Source organism: Variovorax sp. CCNWLW186 (assembly GCF_037203865.1).
Lineage (GTDB): Bacteria > Pseudomonadota > Gammaproteobacteria > Burkholderiales > Burkholderiaceae_C > Variovorax.
Genome location: NZ_JBBCBO010000030.1, coordinates 1 through 16,275 on the forward strand (window position 1 = coordinate 1; position 16,275 = coordinate 16,275).

Annotated in this window: 12 protein-coding genes; 4 read left to right on the top strand and 8 right to left on the bottom strand. The window is 67.6% G+C overall.

Features of this window, described 5'->3' with window-relative positions; genetic code table 11:
- The first annotated feature begins 148 nt into the window (after positions 1-148).
- Positions 149-1,396, top strand: a complete 1,248-nt coding sequence (locus V9K97_RS24905) for a phenylacetate--CoA ligase family protein (RefSeq protein ID WP_337321359.1) — start codon at positions 149-151, stop codon at positions 1,394-1,396.
- Here V9K97_RS24905 and V9K97_RS24910 read toward each other — a convergent pair.
- Positions 1,387-2,397 carry a hypothetical protein gene (locus V9K97_RS24910; RefSeq protein ID WP_337321361.1) on the bottom strand — a complete coding sequence of 337 codons (1,011 nt, stop codon included), beginning with the start codon at positions 2,395-2,397 and terminating at the stop codon, positions 1,387-1,389. The genes V9K97_RS24905 and V9K97_RS24910 overlap by 10 nt on opposite strands.
- Before the next feature lie 126 nt (positions 2,398-2,523).
- Entirely contained in the window at positions 2,524-3,642 is a 1,119-nt protein-coding gene (locus V9K97_RS24915) for a citrate synthase/methylcitrate synthase (RefSeq protein WP_337321363.1), read from the bottom strand.
- 77 nt (positions 3,643-3,719) lie between these two features.
- Here V9K97_RS24915 and V9K97_RS24920 point away from each other — a divergent pair, with 77 nt between their 5' ends.
- Complete coding sequence (locus tag V9K97_RS24920) at positions 3,720-4,886, top strand: citrate synthase (protein ID WP_337321365.1); 1,167 nt, start codon at positions 3,720-3,722, stop codon at positions 4,884-4,886.
- A gap of 27 nt (positions 4,887-4,913) precedes the next feature.
- On the opposite strand, the gene V9K97_RS24925 is transcribed toward V9K97_RS24920, so the two are convergent.
- Complete coding sequence (locus tag V9K97_RS24925) at positions 4,914-5,483, bottom strand: type 1 glutamine amidotransferase domain-containing protein (RefSeq protein ID WP_337321367.1); 570 nt, start codon at positions 5,481-5,483, stop codon at positions 4,914-4,916.
- Positions 5,484-5,608: 125 nt separating this feature from the next.
- The gene (locus V9K97_RS24930; protein WP_337321369.1) at positions 5,609-6,799 is read right to left on the bottom strand and encodes a M48 family metalloprotease; all 1,191 of its coding nucleotides are present in this window, start codon (positions 6,797-6,799) and stop codon (positions 5,609-5,611) included.
- A gap of 203 nt (positions 6,800-7,002) precedes the next feature.
- Here V9K97_RS24930 and V9K97_RS24935 point away from each other — a divergent pair, with 203 nt between their 5' ends.
- The gene (locus V9K97_RS24935; RefSeq protein WP_258502815.1) at positions 7,003-7,980 is read left to right on the top strand and encodes a tripartite tricarboxylate transporter substrate-binding protein; all 978 of its coding nucleotides are present in this window, start codon (positions 7,003-7,005) and stop codon (positions 7,978-7,980) included.
- Positions 7,981-8,059: 79 nt separating this feature from the next.
- Here V9K97_RS24935 and V9K97_RS24940 read toward each other — a convergent pair whose 3' ends face one another.
- Positions 8,060-10,180 (bottom strand): PQQ-dependent dehydrogenase, methanol/ethanol family, encoded by a 2,121-nt coding sequence (locus tag V9K97_RS24940; RefSeq protein WP_337321371.1) that lies wholly within the window; start codon positions 10,178-10,180, stop codon positions 8,060-8,062.
- 160 nt (positions 10,181-10,340) lie between these two features.
- On the opposite strand from V9K97_RS24940, the gene V9K97_RS24945 reads away from it, so the two are divergent.
- Positions 10,341-11,624, top strand: coding sequence for a helix-turn-helix domain-containing protein (locus V9K97_RS24945; protein ID WP_337321373.1), 1,284 nt, complete (start codon positions 10,341-10,343; stop codon positions 11,622-11,624).
- A 5-nt stretch (positions 11,625-11,629) separates the two neighbouring features.
- Here the strand turns inward: V9K97_RS24945 and V9K97_RS24950 are convergent, their stop codons facing one another.
- From V9K97_RS24950 to V9K97_RS24960, 3 genes are all read right to left on the bottom strand, one after another.
- Positions 11,630-14,101: a membrane-bound PQQ-dependent dehydrogenase, glucose/quinate/shikimate family gene (locus V9K97_RS24950; protein ID WP_337321375.1), complete on the bottom strand. Its 2,472-nt coding sequence runs from the start codon at positions 14,099-14,101 to the stop codon at positions 11,630-11,632.
- A 140-nt stretch (positions 14,102-14,241) separates the two neighbouring features.
- Positions 14,242-15,402: an ROK family transcriptional regulator gene (locus V9K97_RS24955; RefSeq protein ID WP_337321377.1), complete on the bottom strand. Its 1,161-nt coding sequence runs from the start codon at positions 15,400-15,402 to the stop codon at positions 14,242-14,244.
- Positions 15,403-15,436: 34 nt separating this feature from the next.
- Complete coding sequence (locus tag V9K97_RS24960; protein ID WP_126748502.1) at positions 15,437-16,213, bottom strand: ATP-binding cassette domain-containing protein; 777 nt, start codon at positions 16,211-16,213, stop codon at positions 15,437-15,439.
- Positions 16,214-16,275 lie beyond the last annotated feature (62 nt).

Consider the following 16,275-nt stretch of genomic DNA (forward strand, 5'->3'; position numbering starts at 1 on the left):
AAATAAAGGAGGAGGGGCGCAGCCCCGGGGGACATTCGCGGAGGGGAGTACCCGGTGGCCTTTGCACACGCCCTGAAGGCTCCCGCATTGCACAGCGCCGCAAACCAGCCTCACGGAATAACAGAACTGAAAGATGAAGGGTACGGACATGACCGACCACTACGACAAGCTAGAAATCCGTGACCCCGCCGAACGCGAGCGCGACCTCCTGGCCGCGCTGCCGAAGCAGATTGCGCAGGCCCAGACCGCCGCGCCCGCCTTCGCAAAGATTTTCGACGGTGTAAAGCCCGCCGACATCACGACACGCGAAGCACTCGCCAGGCTGCCAGTCACGCGCAAGACCGAGCTTCTCGAACTGCAAAAACAGCGCCGCGCCGACGACCCCTTCGGCGGCTTCTCGACCATCGGCCGCGGCACCCGCATGCCCCGCGTGTTCGCAAGCCCCGGCACCATCTACGAGCCCGAAGGTGAAGCGCGCGACTACTGGCGCACCGCGCGCGCACTGCATGCAGCCGGCTTTCGCAGCGGCGAGCTTATTCACAACAGCTTCAGCTACCACATGACACCGGCCGGCTCCATCATGGAGAGCGGCGCGCGTGCCATGGGTTGCACCGTGTTTGCTGGCGGCACCGGCCAGACCGAGCAGCAGCTCGAAGCCATGGTCGACCTGAAACCCGAGGGCTATGCAGGCACGCCGAGCTTCCTGAAAATCTTGCTCGAAAAGGCCGAAGAGAAAGGCCTGAAGCTGCCTTCGCTCACCAAGGCCCTTGTTTCCGGCGAAGCCTTTCCGCCCAGCCTGCACGACTGGATTGCCGCGCATGGCGTGAAGGGCACTCAGTGCTATGCCACTGCCGACCTCGGCCTGATCGCTTATGAGACCAGCGCACGCGAAGGCCTGGTGATCGACGAAGGCGTGCTGGTCGAGATCGTGCGCCCCGGCACCGGAGACCCCGTGCCCGACGGCGAGGTGGGCGAGATTGTGGTGACCACCTTCAACCCCGACTACCCGCTGGTGCGCTTTGGCACCGGAGACCTCTCCGCGGTGCTCGCGGGCACCTGCCCCACGGGCCGCACCAACAAGCGTATCAAGGGCTGGCTCGGCCGCGCCGACCAGACCACCAAGGTGCGCGGCATGTTTGTGCATCCTTCGCAGGTGGCCGAGATCGTGCGGCGTTTTCCGGAGATCGTGCGTGCGCGCCTCGTGGTGTCAGGCGAAATGGGCGACGACCAGATGACCTTCAGGCTCGAGTGCGCCGGCGCGCCGGCCGGGCTCGATGCGCGCATTGCCGATGCGGTGCGCGAAGTGACCAAGCTGCGCGGCACCATCGAGCTGGTAGCGCCGGGCACGCTGCCGAACGACGGCAAGGTGATCGAGGACGCGCGCAGCTACAAGTAGCGGCGGTAGAGGCGGCGCGTGGTGGCGCGCACCAGCACCACCAGCAGCACCAGGTAGACCGCCGCCATTGCAACGGCGAGCATCAAGAGATTGCCGTCGCTGCTGCGGCCCGAAAAGCTCACGCTGGCCACCCACACCAGCCCGCCGACCGCGAGGGCGATGCAGACGGCCTGCAGCAGCGTGAAGGCCGTGACCGCCGCCGCCACGGCCCTGAAGGGACGCGTTTGCACGGGCGCCGGCGCGGCGCCGAGCCATGCGCCCCAGAACGCCAGCCCATAGACCAGCAGCGGCACCGCGAACCAGCCGAGAAGAAGCGGCAGCAGTTCGGAGTCCCTCGAAGTGTCGACCCAGCCGCTCGCAACGTTGCCGATCCACATCTGCAGCGAGACGAACATCGCGGCGATCACGAGCGCCACCGCGCGGCGGGTCGATGCCGCGGCTGCGGGCGCGTCATCCTCGATGGCCATGCCGCGCTCGCGCAGCGCGAAACGGGCGGCAAGCCACACGCTCGCAACCAGAACAATCATCTGGATGACCGACTGCACCAGCATCGACATGGCCATGATCGAGCGCAGGCCATACATGTCGACCGTCTCGTGCAGCGAGCCGCCCGGCATGAAGAGCACCTGTGCCTGGTAGAAGAGCGGCGTCAATGCAAGCGCGTTGATGACCATCGCCGGCAGGAACACGGCGGCAAAACGGCTCGTTGGACTGCGAAGCTGCGCAACACGGGCGGCGCCGCGCTCATCGAGCGCCTTGCGCGCATGGCACCACGCCAGCGTGGCGGCCAGCAGCCACACCGTGGCAACGCGGGACAGCAGCGGAACCCACACGCCCGGCTGCGCGTACACGCTGCGCATCTGCTCGCTGTGGGGCGACGAAGGCAGCAGCTGCACCGTCATGTTCACGATGAAGAGGGCCGCATCGATCGCCACCACGATCCATGCGAAGTCCATGGGCAGGCGCTGCGCGCGCTCGAAGGAAGATGGGGATGCCGCCATACGATGGGAATACTTTCGCCTTGATGAATCCGTCGCCCGGCGTGCGTGGGCCGGGCGATTCGAAAACGGCGAGCGTACCGGAACGCGGCGGCAATCCGGAGACCACGCGATGCGGCCTGCTTGAGCTCAGTGCGCGAGCGCGGCCTCGGCCTCTTCAGGCGCGGGCCCCACGTACACCGATTGCGGCCTTATCAACCGCCCCTTCTTCACCTGCTCGCGCGCATGCGCGATCCATCCGCTCACGCGTCCGGCGGCGAACACGCAGGTGAAGCTCTCGCGGCCGAAGCCCAGCGCTTCGAGCAGCAGCGCGGTGTAGAACTCCACGTTGGTTTCCAGCGCGCGGCCGGGTTTCTTCTCGCGCAGGATGGCGAGCGCGGCTTTCTCGGCAGCCTCGGCCAGTTCGAAGCGCGCCGCATTGACGCCGCCCTCGGCGTCCAGCCGGCGCAGTGCCCCCTTCAGCGCATCGGCGCGCGGATCGCGCACGCGGTAGATGCGGTGGCCGAAGCCCATCAACCGCTGGCCGCCGGCCACGGCCTCTTCGAGCCAGGCACGGGCATTGGCCGCGGTTCCGATGGCATCGAGCGCATCGAGCACCGGGCCGGGCGCACCGCCATGCAAGGGGCCCTTGAGCGCGCTGATGCCGGCGAGCACCGCCGACGCAAGCCCCGCGCCGGTCGAGGCCACCACCCGCGCGGCAAAGGTCGACGCATTCAGGCCGTGATCGCAGACGGTGACCAGGTAGGTGTCGAGCGCGACAACCTGCGCCTCGGTGGGGGTGCGGCCGTGCAGCATGCGAAGCATGTCGGCAGCCTGCGGCAGCGCTTCGTCGGGTGCGAGCGCCTGCACGCCCAGCCGCCAGCGCATCACCGCTGCGGTGTAGACCGCGGGCGCCGCCACCAGCCGCAGCGCGGTGGACAGGTCGTCGCCGTCGGGCAGGCGCGCCAGCAGGGCACGGACTGCTTCGATGGGCGGCAGCTTGCGCAGCATGGCATCGTCATTGGGTTGCAGCCGCTCGAAGGCCTCGCGCCGTGCGCGGCCCAGCCCTGCGCGCAGGCCGGCTGCGTCGGGCAGTTTGTCGAAGAAGCCCTGGAGCAGCAGCGCCACCGCTTCTTCGTAGCGCCAGTGCTGCGCGATTTCATCGAGCTCGTGGCCGCGAATCACCAGCCGCCCGGCCGCGCCGTCTACGTCGGACAACACCGTGTGCGCGGCCACCACGCCTTCGAGGCCGCCATCTTCGTCGTTCATTTCTTGCACTCCTTGATGAGATGGCGTTCATTCTGTCGGCGCTAACATTGACGTCAATCTTGATTTAATCCATCAACATGACCAAACCACCACTCTGGCTGCCCGCCGCCGAGGCGCTCGAACTGATGCAGGTGCGGCCGCAAACGCTCTACGCGAGCGTGAGCCGTGGCCGCATTCGCGCCAAGCCCGACGCGGCGGACCCGCGCCGCAGCCTCTACAACCGCGATGACGTGCAGCGCATTGCCGCGCGCACGCGCGGGCGGCGCAGCAGCGAGGCGGTGGCAAGCGAAGCCATTCAATGGGGCGAGCCGGTGCTGTCCTCCGGCGTGTCCACGGTGGCCGAGGGGCGGCTCTGGTACCGCGGGCAGGACGCCTGCCTGCTGGCGGAGCATGCAACGCTGGAAGACGTGGCGGGGCTGCTGTGGGAGAGCGCACCGCCGCGCTTCGCATGCACTGCCTCCCTACCGGTGAGCAACACCAAGCAAGCGACGTCCTTGCAGGCGGGCCTGCTCGCACTCGCGGCGCGAGCCGCGGTCGACCCGCCCTCGCGCGGCCGCTCGCGCGCGGTGCTGCAGGCCGAGGCAGCGGAAGCGATCGGCACGCTGGCCAATGCACTGCTGGGGCCGGCCTCTTCGGCCGCCTTGCCCTTGCATGCGCGACTTGCCGCGGCCTGGCGCCGCCCCAAAGCGGCCGATGCATTGCGCCGCGCGCTGGTGCTGATGGCCGACCATGAACTCAACGCATCGACCTTCGCGGCGCGCGTGACCGCATCGACCGGTGCTTCGATGGCGGCGTGCCTGCTCACCGGCCTTTCGACGCTGACAGGTCCGTTGCATGGCGGGGCCGCGGCGGCGGTCCAGGCGCTCGTGCGTAGCGCCGCCGCATCGGGCAGCGAGCCCGCGGTGCGCGAGTGGCTCGCGCACGACCGGCCGCTCGCGGCTTTCGGCCACCCGCTGTATCCGCAAGGTGACGCGCGCTGTGCGGCGCTGCTCGCGGGCATCGAGCTTCCGCCCGTGTTCGCGGAGCTGCGTGCCGCAGGCGAAAGGCTGCTGGGCGAAGCGGTGAACATCGATTTTGCGCTGGTGGCCATGGCGGCCGTGCACAAGCTGCCGGCCGATGCGCCGTTCACGCTTTTTGCGCTCGCGCGCACGGTGGGCTGGACGGCCCACGTGCTCGAGCAGCAGGCCACAGGGCAACTGATAAGGCCGCGTGCGCGCTACACAGGGCCGGAGTTCACGCGCTGAACGCAGCAGAACCCGTTTCAGCCCGCATCAATGAATGGCGTCTTCGTAAGAGAGTTCGAACACCTTCGTCATCTCGCGGTTGAACGCGGGCAGGTCATCGGGTTTGCGGCTCGTCACCAGGTTCTGGTCGACCACCACTTCCTTGTCGAACCACTTCGCGCCGGCGTTCTGCAGGTCTGCGCGCAGCGACGGCCACGAGGTCATCTTGCGGCCCTTGACGCCGCCCGCGTCGATGAGCGTCCATGGGCCATGGCAGATTGCGGCAATGGGTTTGCCCGCTTCGACGAATGCGCGAACGAAAGCCACGGCCTGCGGGTTGATGCGCAGCGCATCGGGGTTGACGACGCCGCCGGGCAAAAGCAGCGCATCGAATTCATCGGCGTTGGCGTTCTTCAGCGGCACGTCGACTTCGAAGGTGTCGGCCGGGTCGAGGTGTTTCCAGCCGCGCACGCTGCCGTCGAGCGGCGAAACGATCTGCGTCTGCGCGCCGGCGCCGTCCAGCGCCTTGCGCGGCTCGGTCATCTCGGCTTGCTCGAAGCCGTCGGACACGAGGATGGCAACCTTCATTCCGTCGAGTGAAGAAGAAATTACGGGCATGGGTGAAAACTCCTTGGACAAGAGTTCACCCTAAGGCCCGCACCCGCGCCGTGCATCGGCACTGGCCGGGTCCGCCTGTCGGACAGTTCGACAGGCGGAAAACTTCTCTTACGCTTGGCCTGCAGTTACTTGCGGCAAGAAACCGGCAAGGCTTTTTGCGACAGGTCGTCGCCGGCCACGCAATTCCAGGCAATGCCGTCTTCGGTGGCCGAGGGTTCCATGCGCAGCGTGCCCTTTGCCTTGGGGAGCTCCACATCGACCACCATGGTGTCGGTGTCGAGCGTCAGCACCGAGCCGCCGGGCAAGGCCTCGGGTGCGCCGGCGGTTGCAAGGGACTCGGGAATCTCCTGCTTCTCCTTGTAGTAGTTGCCAAGGGCTTCGCGCACCGGCGCGGCTTCGGACCAAGCCTGCGAAACCGCGGCGCGCGACTCGTAGTCCTTGTAGGCCGGCAAGGCCACCGCAGCCAGCACGCCGATGATGGCCACCACCACCAGCAGGCCAAGCGCGCCGCCGCCGGCGCGACCGGTGTAGGGCACGAAGATCGCGAGCACATAGGCCAGCGGATTGCGGCTCGGCAACTTGGCGGCCGGATCGATGGTGCGCGCCACGCGCTTGGTGAGCCACGGATAGCCGGCGATCAGTTCATGGAACGAGGCCCAGAAACCGCTGTTGCCGGCCGATTGGTTGGCATAGCGCTGCAGGTCGACATTGCGCCATTGCTGCGCGCCGGCCGCCAAGGCCACGAGTGCGCGGGGTGGGGAGTCGGCCTGCTCGCAGCAGGCGGCGCCGTGCAGGTCGCAGGTGTATTCCTGGGCGCGCGAATAGGCGGCGCCGAGCAGCGGAATCCAGAGCACCGGTGCGCGCCAGATGTGGCCCGTGAGGTGGCCGCGGCGGATGTGGCCGAGTTCGTGGCCGATGTAGAAGTTGATGCCGTCGGGCTGCGCTTCCATGGCGTCGACCACGTCGGACAGCAGCACGACGAAGTTGCGGCCGAAAAAGCGCGTGGCAAAGGCATTGAAGATGCCGTCGCCGTGCAGCAGGTAGGCCTCGGGCGGCTCCTCGATGCCGAGATAGCCGCAGCACGCCTGGAAGCGTGCATGCAGCTCGGGCAGCTGCGTGGGCGAGAGCTTGACGGCCGTGCCCTTGATCCAGGCAATGACGGCCGATTGTGCGAATACGTAGCCGATGAAACCAAGCAGCACATAAATAAGTGCAATGCCGAAAGTGCCGAGCACCAGCGCCGCCCAGACCAGCAGGCCGAGCCCGAGCGTGATGTTGCCGAGCCAGCGCTCGCGCGGATAAACCCAGGGATCCATTGAAATTCCTCCTCGATGCGGCCTTGGGGCCAGCAGTGTTGTGGTTATTTTTCGCGCCCCCTCAGGCGCGAGTTGCGAGCGCGCATCATGCCCCAGGAAAGGGCATATTTCGGGCCCGTCCTAAGGGCTATTCGCTAGAGGTCAGGTCACGGTCAGCCCTTATGATCGCGGCCATTTTCAATTTCACCGTCTCCGGAGACACCATGAAGAAACTGCTTGCACTCACGGCGCTTGCCGCTGCCGCCGTCGGCGTCCATGCCCAGGATTTCCCCGCAGGCAAGACCGTCACCATCGTGGTGCCGTTCACGGCCGGCGGCCCGACCGACCGGGTGGCCCGCGACCTGGCTGAATCGCTGCAGAAGACCCTCGGCGCGACCATCGTGGTGGACAACACCGCCGGCGCCGGCAGCTCCATCGGTACCGCCAAGGTGGCCCGCGCCGCACCGGACGGCCACACGCTGCTGCTGAACCACATCGCCATGTCGACCATGCCGGCGCTGTACCGCAAGCTGCCGTTCAACGTCGAGAACGACTTCGAATACCTCGGCATGGTCAATGAAGTTCCGATGACGCTCATCGGCAAGCCCGGCCTGCCGGCCAACAACTACAAGGAACTGACGGGCTGGATCGAGGCCAACAAGGGCAAGATCAACCTCGGCAACGCCGGCCTGGGCGCAGCCTCGCACCTGTGCGGCCTGCTGTTCCAGAGCGCCCTCAAGACCGAAATGACCCCGGTTCCCTACAAGGGCACGGCACCGGCCATTGCCGACCTGCTGGGCGGCCAGATCGACCTGTTGTGCGACCAGACCACCAACACCACGTCGCAGATCGAAGCCAAGAAGGTCAAGGCCTACGCCGTGACCACGTCCAAGCGCCTGACCACGCCGGCGGTGCTGAAAGACCTGCCCACGCTCTCCGAATCGGGCCTGAAGGACTTCGAAGTGACCATCTGGCACGGCGTGTACGCGCCCAAGGGCACGCCGGCACCGGTGCTGAAGAAGCTCAACGAAGCCATCAAGGCCGCCATGAAGGACCCGGGCTTCATCAAGCGCCAGGAAGGCCTTGGCGCGGTGATCACCACCGACAAGCGCGTGGAGCCGGCCGAGCACAAGAAGTTCGTCTCGGCTGAAATCGCCAAGTGGGGCCCGATCATCAAGGCCGCAGGCGTGTACGCCGACTGATCGTTTTCGAATCTTCGGACAAGTAAAAAGCCGCCGGACCTCAGGTCCGGCGGCTTTTTTAATGCTGCGGCTGGTTGCTTTACTTGGGCCGTATCGCGTCCGCCGTGCCCTGGATGAAGGCCTTGATGCTCTCGATGTCGTCACCCGAGAGCTTGCCCGTGAAGTCGGGCATGCCGCGCGCCATGGCCGGGCCCTTGAGCACGAACTTGTCCAGGTTCTCGATGTACGCCGCGTCCATGTAGCCCAGGTTGGGGATGTTGCCGCCGCGGTCCACGCCCGGCACGCCGTGGCAGAACACGCAGTTGCTCACGTAGAGCATGGTGCCGGCCTGCACCTTGGCGGGGTCGTACTTCACGCCTTCGACCAGCTTGCTCATGCGGTACTGCACGAACTCCGGCATCTTGGCGGTGCCGCCGACGGCAAAGGTGTACACGGTGCCCGGGCCCTGCCTTTCGGTGGCGCGCTGCGCCAGCCCGTAGACGCCGCCCCAGCCCACCGCAACCGACACGTACTGCTTGCCGTCGACCATGTAGGTCGAGGGTGCCGCGACCACGCCGGTGCCGGTGGGGGTTTCCCACAGCTTCTCGCCGGTCTTGGCGTTGTAGGCCAGGAGGCGCCCGTCGGCTGTGCCCTGAAACACCAGGTTGCCCGCGGTGGTGAGCGTGCCGCCGTTCCACGGCGAGGCGTAGTCGACGCCCCATGCTTCCTTCTGGGCCACCGGGTCCCATGCCACCAGCCGGCCGAAGGGCTTGCTCTTGGGCGGCTCGGCATTGGCGAACATGGCGGTGTTCCAGCCCATGGCGCCATGCGGGCGGCCGGGCACGTTCTGGTCGAACTTCCAGTCCTTGTCGTCCATCAGGTTGAGCGGCACATGCTGCGCGGGCACATAGGCCAGGCCGGTCTGCGGGTTGAACGACATCGGGTGCCAGTTGTGCGCGCCGAAGGGCCCCGGAATGCTGTCGCCGGGCTTTTCGTTCTGGCGCGCGGCGGCAATCTCGATCGGGCGGCCGTTGGTGTCGTAGCCGGTGGCCCAGTTCACCTCGACAAAATTCCTGGCCGAGATGAACTTGCCGTTGGTGCGGTCGATGACAAAGAAGAAGCCGTTCTTCGGCGCATGCAGGATGACCTTGCGCGGCTTGCCGCCGATCTGGATGTGGGCCAGGATCATGGGCTGGGTCGACGTGTAGTCCCAGTTGTCGCCCGGGGTTTCCTGGTAGTGCCACACGTACTTTCCGGTGTCGGGGTTGAGGGCCACCACCGAGCCGAGGTAGAGGTTGTCTCCGCCGCCGGGGCTGCGCTTGCTGCGCGCCCACGGCGAGCCGTTGCCGGTGCCCACGTACATCAGGTTGAGCTCGGGATCGAAGGCGAAGGTGTCCCACGCGGTGCCGCCGCCGCCGGCTTCCCAATATTTGCCGCTGGGGTCCCAGGTCTTGGCCGCGCGCGCCATCGACTCGTCCTCGAAGGGCTTGGACGGATCGCCCGGCACGGTGAACCAGCGCCACTTCTGCTCGCCCGTGGCGGCGTCGTAGGCCGTGACGTAGCCGCGCACACCGTACTCGGCGCCGCCGTTGCCGATGATGACTTTGCCCTTGAAGACGCGCGGCGCGCCGGTGATGGTGTAGGAGCCCTTCTGCCCCTCGATGGTGTTCTTCTCCCAGACCTTCTGGCCCGTGGCCGCATCGAGTGCGATCAGGCGCCCGTCGTAGGCGCCCACGTAGACCTTGCCCTCGTACAGCGCCACGCCGCGGTTCACCACGTCGCAGCAGCCCCTGAAGCCCTTGGACTTGTCGACCTGCGGATCGAAGGTCCAGAGCCTCTGCCCGGTACGCGTGTCGACGGCGTGCACCACGCTCCACGAGGCCGTGACGTACATGATGCCGTCCACCACCAGCGGCGTGGCCTCCACGCCGCGCGTGGACTCCAGGTTGTACGACCACACCAGGCCGAGCTGCTTCACGTTGCCGGCGTTCACCTGGTCGAGCTTGCTGAAACGGGTCTCGGCGTAGTCGAGGCCGTAGCTTGGCCAGTCGGGTGTCTTCTTCTGGGCCGCGTTGGCGCGGATGAAGTCGCCGTTGACCTTCTTGACGGCAGCGCCCGCGCGGTCTTGTGCGCTGGCGGAACCCTGCGCGGTGGCCACCGGCGCGCACAGGCTCAGCAATGCACCGGCAAGCACAAGCAGGCCGGAGTGGATCTTTTTCATCGTGAGTCTCCTTTGTGCCGCAAGGATCGTTTTTGCCGCACTCGCCTTCACCCTCGGGATTTCCCCAGTCCGGCGCTGTTCCATTGCGGAACACATTCGCAGGGGTCAGCAACTCCCCTTCGTCCCCTCCGATTTCCCGTTTCGAGGAGCAGCGAACAGCATGGCTTTCGAAAGGCTGGGCAAGGCCAATGCGCCGCGCCAACTCTTTTCAACGACGCCGGCGCAGCGCGTGGCGCTCGCGCGGCAGCAGTTCTTCGAGGAAGGCGTGCGGCCCTCGGGGCTGGTCGGCGAAGCAGTGATCCAGTCGTGGCTGCGCTGCACCCGCACGCACAGCGACAGGCAGCGCATCGTTCCCTTCGACGCGGTCACGCCCAGCCGGCTGCACGCCACGCTGGCGCGCAACCGCGAGCTGCTCGAAGTGGCGCGGCAGGAACTCGCGAGCATGGAAAGCGCGCTTGCGGGCACCGATTGCCGCGTGATCCTGACCGACGGCGAAGGCGTGGTGGTGCATGTCACGCAGCAGCCGGCCGCCGCATACCAACCGGTGCTGCGCAAGACCGCGCGCGTGGGCGTGAACATTTCCGAACGCATCGTCGGCACCACCGCGCCGGGTATCGTGGCGACCACCGGGCAGGCCTGCACCGTCGACGGGGCGGAGCACTACTTCGACGTGCTGTCGCAGATGCAATGCGCTGCGGCGCCCATTCGCGGCGTGACAGGCCAGCTGGCCGGCGTGCTCGACATCACGATGGAAGCGCGGCGCTTCGGTTTCGACGCGGCGTCGATGGTGGCGCTGTACGCGACGATCATCGAGAACCGACTGCTGCAGGCGCAGTCGCGCGACCACCTGATCCTGCGCTTTCAGGCCAGCCCCAACCTGCTCGGCACGCCGATGGAAGCGCTGGCCGGCGTGGCGCCCGACGGGACCATCGCCTGGCTGAACGGCGCCGGCGCGCGGCTCATCGGCCGCCTGCCCGAAGACAGCTGCGAGCGCGCCGTGGAGTCGATGCTGGGCCACGATCTGGCGAGCCTGCTCAGGCTGGGCCGGCGTGAAGCCGCGCAGCCGATGCGACTGGCGAGTGGCCTCGGCGTTTGGGTGCAGGCACGGCTGAAAGCAGCGGACGGCGCGGACTTCAGGCACGCGGTGGCAATGCCCGGCGAGGCCGCGCCGGTGTTGCCGATCGAACCTGCAGCCGCGATGAAGGCGCCCGCGGCAGAAGGTTGCGCGGACCCGGCCATGCCGAACCCCATGCAAGCGGAAGCGTCGCACGGTGAAACCCTGCGCGAGCACAGCCGCAAGCTGATCGAGGAAGCCCTGGCGGCGCAAGGCGGCAACGTGTCGCAGGCGGCGCGCCAGCTGGGCGTGTCGCGCGGCACGCTGTACCGGCGCTTGCGCGGCTGGCGCGAAGAGGACGGCCAGGGCGCGCCGCTCGCAGCGGGCTGAGCCCCTCAGCGCTTGGGCAATGCGTAGGCGATCACATGGTCGCCCGTGCGCGTGCCGAGCGAACCGTGGCCACCCGCGGCCACCACCACGTATTGGCGTCCGTCGCTGCCGGTGTAGGTCATGGGCGTGGCCTGTCCGCCGGCCGGCAGGCGGCTGCGCCACAGCTCCTTGCCGTTGGCGACGTCATAGGCGCGCAGGTAGTAGTCGAGCGTGCCCGACAAGAAGGCCACGCCACCGGCCGTCATGATCGGTCCGCCGAGGCTGGGCACTCCCATCGCAAAGGGCAGCGGCAACGGCGAGCTGTCGCGCACGGTGCCGTTCTTGTGCTTCCACACCACCCTGCCGGTGCGCAGGTCGGCCCCCGCCACGTGGCCCCAGGGCGGTGCCTGGCACGGCAGGCCCAGCACCGAGGTGAAGGCGCTGAGCTGCACCGCGAAGGGCGCACCAAAGTTCTCGTTGAGCGCGGGCAGGCTGTCGTTGGGGCGGTCCTTGCCCTGCACGTAGAGCGAGGTGTCGTCCTTGCGCGGAATGAGCTTGGACACGAAGGCCAGCGAAGCCGGCGTGGTGAACGCCATCTGCCGCTGCGGATCGACCGCGACGCCGCCCCAATTGAAGACGCCGAAGTTGCCCGGGTAGATCAGCGAGCCTTCGGTCGAGGGCGGCGTGTAGCGGCCCTCGTAGCGCAGGCGGTGGAAAGCGATGCGGCATGCGAGCTGGTCGAACACGGTGCCGCCCCACATGTCGGCCGGCGTGAGCGCGGGCGGATCGAACGACAAGTCCGACACGGGCTGCGTGAGCGAGGTGTGGTCGCCTTCGGCCGGACCTTGCGGCGCGGGCCGCTCATGCACGTTCACCACGGGCTTGCCGTCGCGGCGGTCGAGCACGAACAGCTCGCCCTGCTTGGTGGGCTGCACCAGCGCGGGCACCGTCTCGTTGCCGACGCGCAAGTCGATGAGGCTGGGCTGCGAGGGAACGTCGTAGTCCCACAAGTCGTGGTGCACGGTCTGGAAGCTCCAGCGCACGCGGCCGGTGGCCAGGTCGAGCGCCACCACCGAGGACGAGTAGCGCTCCGCCCCTTCGGTGCGCTTGCCGCCCCACTGGTCGGGCGGCTGGTTGCCGGTGGGCACGTAGACCATGCCCAGCGCCTCGTCGACGCTGGAGATCGACCAGCTGTTCGGCGAATTGGCGGTGTACCTGCGGTCGGCCGCAATGGGCGCAGTGTCGTCGGGGTTGCCCGAGTCCCAGTTCCACACCAGCGCGCCGGTGTCGATGTCGAAGGCGCGGATGACGCCCGAGGTCTCCTGGGTCGAGACGTTGTCCAGCACGGTGCCGCCGACGATGATGAGCGAGCGCGTCACGACCACCGGGGAAGTGGAGTAGTACGAACCGGGCTTCACGTTGGGCATGTTCTTCCAGAGATCGATCTGCCCGGTGCCGCCGCCGAAACGCATGCAGGGTTTGCCGCTCTCGGGGTTGAGCGCGAGGATGCGGCCATCCGCGGTGGGCATGAAGAGCTTGGCGTCGCAATCGCCTCCGGCGGGTGCGGGTGCGGGTGCGGGTGCTTGCGCAGCGGCTGCCGGCGTAGCAGTGGAAGCAGCCGCAGGCCGAACGGCACTGCCCGGGTCATAGGAAAGGCCGCGGCAGGTCAGGTGCTGCAATGCCAGCGGGCGGCGAATCTCGGGCGTGTAGCGCCACAGCTGCTCACCCGTGGTCGCATTCAGCGCCACCACCGACTGGTGCGGCGTGCAAAGAAAAAGCCGCTCGCCAATCTTCAGCGGCGTGACCTCGAAGGTCGTCTCCTCGGGGTCGCCGCTCTGGCCGCGCACGTCGCCGGTGCGAAAGTGCCATGCCTCCTGGAGCTGGCCGACATTGGCCGGCGTGATCTGGTCGAGCGCCGAATAGCGCTGGCCCATGCCGTTGCCGCCATAGGCAGTCCAATCCTGCCTGGGGGGCGGCGGGCTGGCGGATGGGGCGGCGGCGGCCACAGGTGCCGTGGGTGCGGGCATGGTGCCTTCCACACGCGTGGCGGGGTCTCGCGTCCACGAGACCACCGCGGCCAGCAGAAAGGTCAGCAGCACCACGCCAAGAAAACCGCGCGCGGGCGCCACGCCAACGGCATTGCGGCGCGCGAGTGCGCGCGCCGTCCACGGGGTGAGCAGGAACACGCCGATCACGAAGAACACATCGCCGCGCGCCGCCAACGGCCACCAGTCGAAGCCCACCTCCCACAAGGCCCACGCCAACGTGAATGCCACCACGAGCGCATAGACCCACAGGCCCGCGCCGCCTCCGCGCGGCAGCAGCACCGCGGCAAGGATGAGTCCGAGCCCCGCGGCCAGGTAGTACCAGGAGCCGCCGAGCACGACGAGCCATGCGCCCGCAGCAGCCAGCGCCAGGCCTGCAAGGCCGATGACGACGGCAGTGACGGTCAGCAGCGCGGAAGATGGCGCACGTAGGCGCGCGGCGGCGTCGGGCATGGCATGAAGCTCCTTGTTGTTCCCGGGTTCTTGGAGACTGCGAAGTCAAGAACCTAGGCCAAGGCCACGGCGACGCGCGTAGGCGGTTTGCGCATGTGGCCGTGCAATGCCGGTGGCGATGCCGCTTTGAAGAGAGTCTTTTAGTTCGAAGGTACTCGGTCTTCGCGCGCGGCGCGGGCACGGCGCGTGCGCGCATCGGGCTGCAGCGGCCGCAGGTATTCATGCAGCGCCAGCGCCGCAGCGCCGACAGCAGCCGCAAGGTCGCCGTAGCGCGCCAGGCGCAGGTCGGGCGCGGGCATGCCGGCCGCTTCGGCCTGGCGCTCGACCACTTTGAATGCCGCTTGCAACAGGCCGGGATGGTTGGTGCACGACTTGCCGCCGAGCACGATGGCGCGTGGATCGAAGGTGACCCACAGGTTCTGCAGCAGCACACCGAGGACGGCGGCCGCATGCGCCATGCCGGGCGCTTCGCGCTCGAGCGCGCGCGAGCCGAAGAAGGCTTCGGCGCAGCCCCGGCGGCCGCACGAGCACAGCGGCCCGTCGATCTGCAGGATGGTGTGGCCGATCTCACCGGCCATGCCCTGCGCGCCGGTGAAGAGGCGGTCGTTCAGCACCACGCCGGCGCCCACGCCCACGTCGCAGCTGACGAAGATCAGCGGGTCTCCGCCTTCGCTGCCGAAGAATTCATACTCGCCGAGTGCGCCGGCATCGGCATCGTTCTGCAGCTGCACGGTCACACCAGGCAGCCCCGCAGCGGAAAAGGCTTTCTCTAGCGCAGGCAGCAGGCTCACATTGCGCCAGCCGAGATTGGGCGCGAAGCGGACGACGCCGGTGCAATCGTCCACCGCGCCCGGCACGCCGACACCGATGCTCGACAGGCGCAGCCCGAGGCTTTTCAGCCGCGCATGCGCCGCCGCGGCCATGCGCGCGACCTGCGCGCATACGCCCGCGGGCGTGCCGTCGGCCAGCGCTTGCGTGTCGGCATGAAGCACCTCACCCTGCAGCGAGACGCACACGAGACGCACCGTTTCGACCGCGATCTCGACGCCCATCAACGCGCGCACGCCCACGTTGATCTGCAGCGGCGTGGAGGGCCGCCCCAAGCCATCGGCAACAGTGGCTCCCGCTTCGCTGAGCCAGCCCTCGTCAAGCAGTTCGCGCACCAGCAGGCTCACGGTCGATTTGGTGAGCCCGCTTTCCGCAGCCAGCCGCGCACGCGACAGGCCGGGCCGCGCGCGTAGCAGGCGCAGCAGTGCGCTGCGGTTCATTCGCTTGAGAAGTTGCTGGTCGCCGATGGTCATGAACCAGCCCCCGGCGCACGAACCACGACCGCGTTCACCTGTGCGCCTGCTCTTTTCCTTCGGGGCGCTTGCCGGCGATGATCATGCCGAGCACTTCGTCTTCGGTAACGTCGGCGGTGCGGTAGGTGCCCACGAGCTTGCCGTTCTTCATGACGGCGACGCGGTCGCTGAGCGAGAACACATCGGGCATGTCGTGCGTGATCAGGAAGATGCCGACGCCATCGGCCTTGAGCTGCTTCACGAGCCCGCCGACCATGGCGGTTTCTTCGGGCCCGAGGGCGGCACAGGGCTCGTCCATGATGAGAATGCGCGCGTTGAAATACAGCGCACGCGAGATCGCCACCACCTGCCGCTGTCCACCCGAGAGCCTGCGCACCGGAATGCGGATGTTGGTGAAGTTCTTGTTCAGGCGCTGGAACACCTTGCGCGCCTGCACTTCCATGAAATGATCGTCGAGCGTGTTCCAGCGCGTCATCTTCTCGCGGCCGAGAAAGAGGTTGGACACGGAGTCGAGGTTGTCGGCCAGCGCGAGCGTCTGGTAGATGGTCTCGATGCCCAGCGCCTGCGCCTCGGCGGGGGTGCGGATGTGGACCTTCTCGCCCGCAATCAGCGTGTCGCCCGAATCGATGGGGTAGGCGCCCGCGAGCATCTTCATGAGCGTGGACTTGCCTGCGCCGTTGTGGCCCAGCACTGCGACCACTTCACCGGGGTGGAGGTTGATGCTCACACCGTCCACGGCTTTTACGCCGCCGAAGGCTTTGCGGATTTCGCGCAGTTCGACCAAAGGTTTTGCGGTGTCTGGCGTGGTCATCTGGCTTCCGTTGCTGTGGGCACGTTGTTGTTCAGGGCGTGTGCAAAGGCCACCGGGTACTC

Coding starts and splice junctions, on each gene's coding strand:
- V9K97_RS24905 (WP_337321359.1), top strand. CDS start 149: ATGACCGACCACTACGACAAGCTAGAAATCCGTGACCCCGCCGAACGC.
- V9K97_RS24910 (WP_337321361.1), bottom strand. CDS start 2,397: ATGGCGGCATCCCCATCTTCCTTCGAGCGCGCGCAGCGCCTGCCCATG.
- V9K97_RS24915 (WP_337321363.1), bottom strand. CDS start 3,642: ATGAACGACGAAGATGGCGGCCTCGAAGGCGTGGTGGCCGCGCACACG.
- V9K97_RS24920 (WP_337321365.1), top strand. CDS start 3,720: ATGACCAAACCACCACTCTGGCTGCCCGCCGCCGAGGCGCTCGAACTG.
- V9K97_RS24925 (WP_337321367.1), bottom strand. CDS start 5,483: ATGCCCGTAATTTCTTCTTCACTCGACGGAATGAAGGTTGCCATCCTC.
- V9K97_RS24930 (WP_337321369.1), bottom strand. CDS start 6,799: ATGGATCCCTGGGTTTATCCGCGCGAGCGCTGGCTCGGCAACATCACG.
- V9K97_RS24935 (WP_258502815.1), top strand. CDS start 7,003: ATGAAGAAACTGCTTGCACTCACGGCGCTTGCCGCTGCCGCCGTCGGC.
- V9K97_RS24940 (WP_337321371.1), bottom strand. CDS start 10,180: ATGAAAAAGATCCACTCCGGCCTGCTTGTGCTTGCCGGTGCATTGCTG.
- V9K97_RS24945 (WP_337321373.1), top strand. CDS start 10,341: ATGGCTTTCGAAAGGCTGGGCAAGGCCAATGCGCCGCGCCAACTCTTT.
- V9K97_RS24950 (WP_337321375.1), bottom strand. CDS start 14,101: ATGCCCGACGCCGCCGCGCGCCTACGTGCGCCATCTTCCGCGCTGCTG.
- V9K97_RS24955 (WP_337321377.1), bottom strand. CDS start 15,402: ATGACCATCGGCGACCAGCAACTTCTCAAGCGAATGAACCGCAGCGCA.
- V9K97_RS24960 (WP_126748502.1), bottom strand. CDS start 16,213: ATGACCACGCCAGACACCGCAAAACCTTTGGTCGAACTGCGCGAAATC.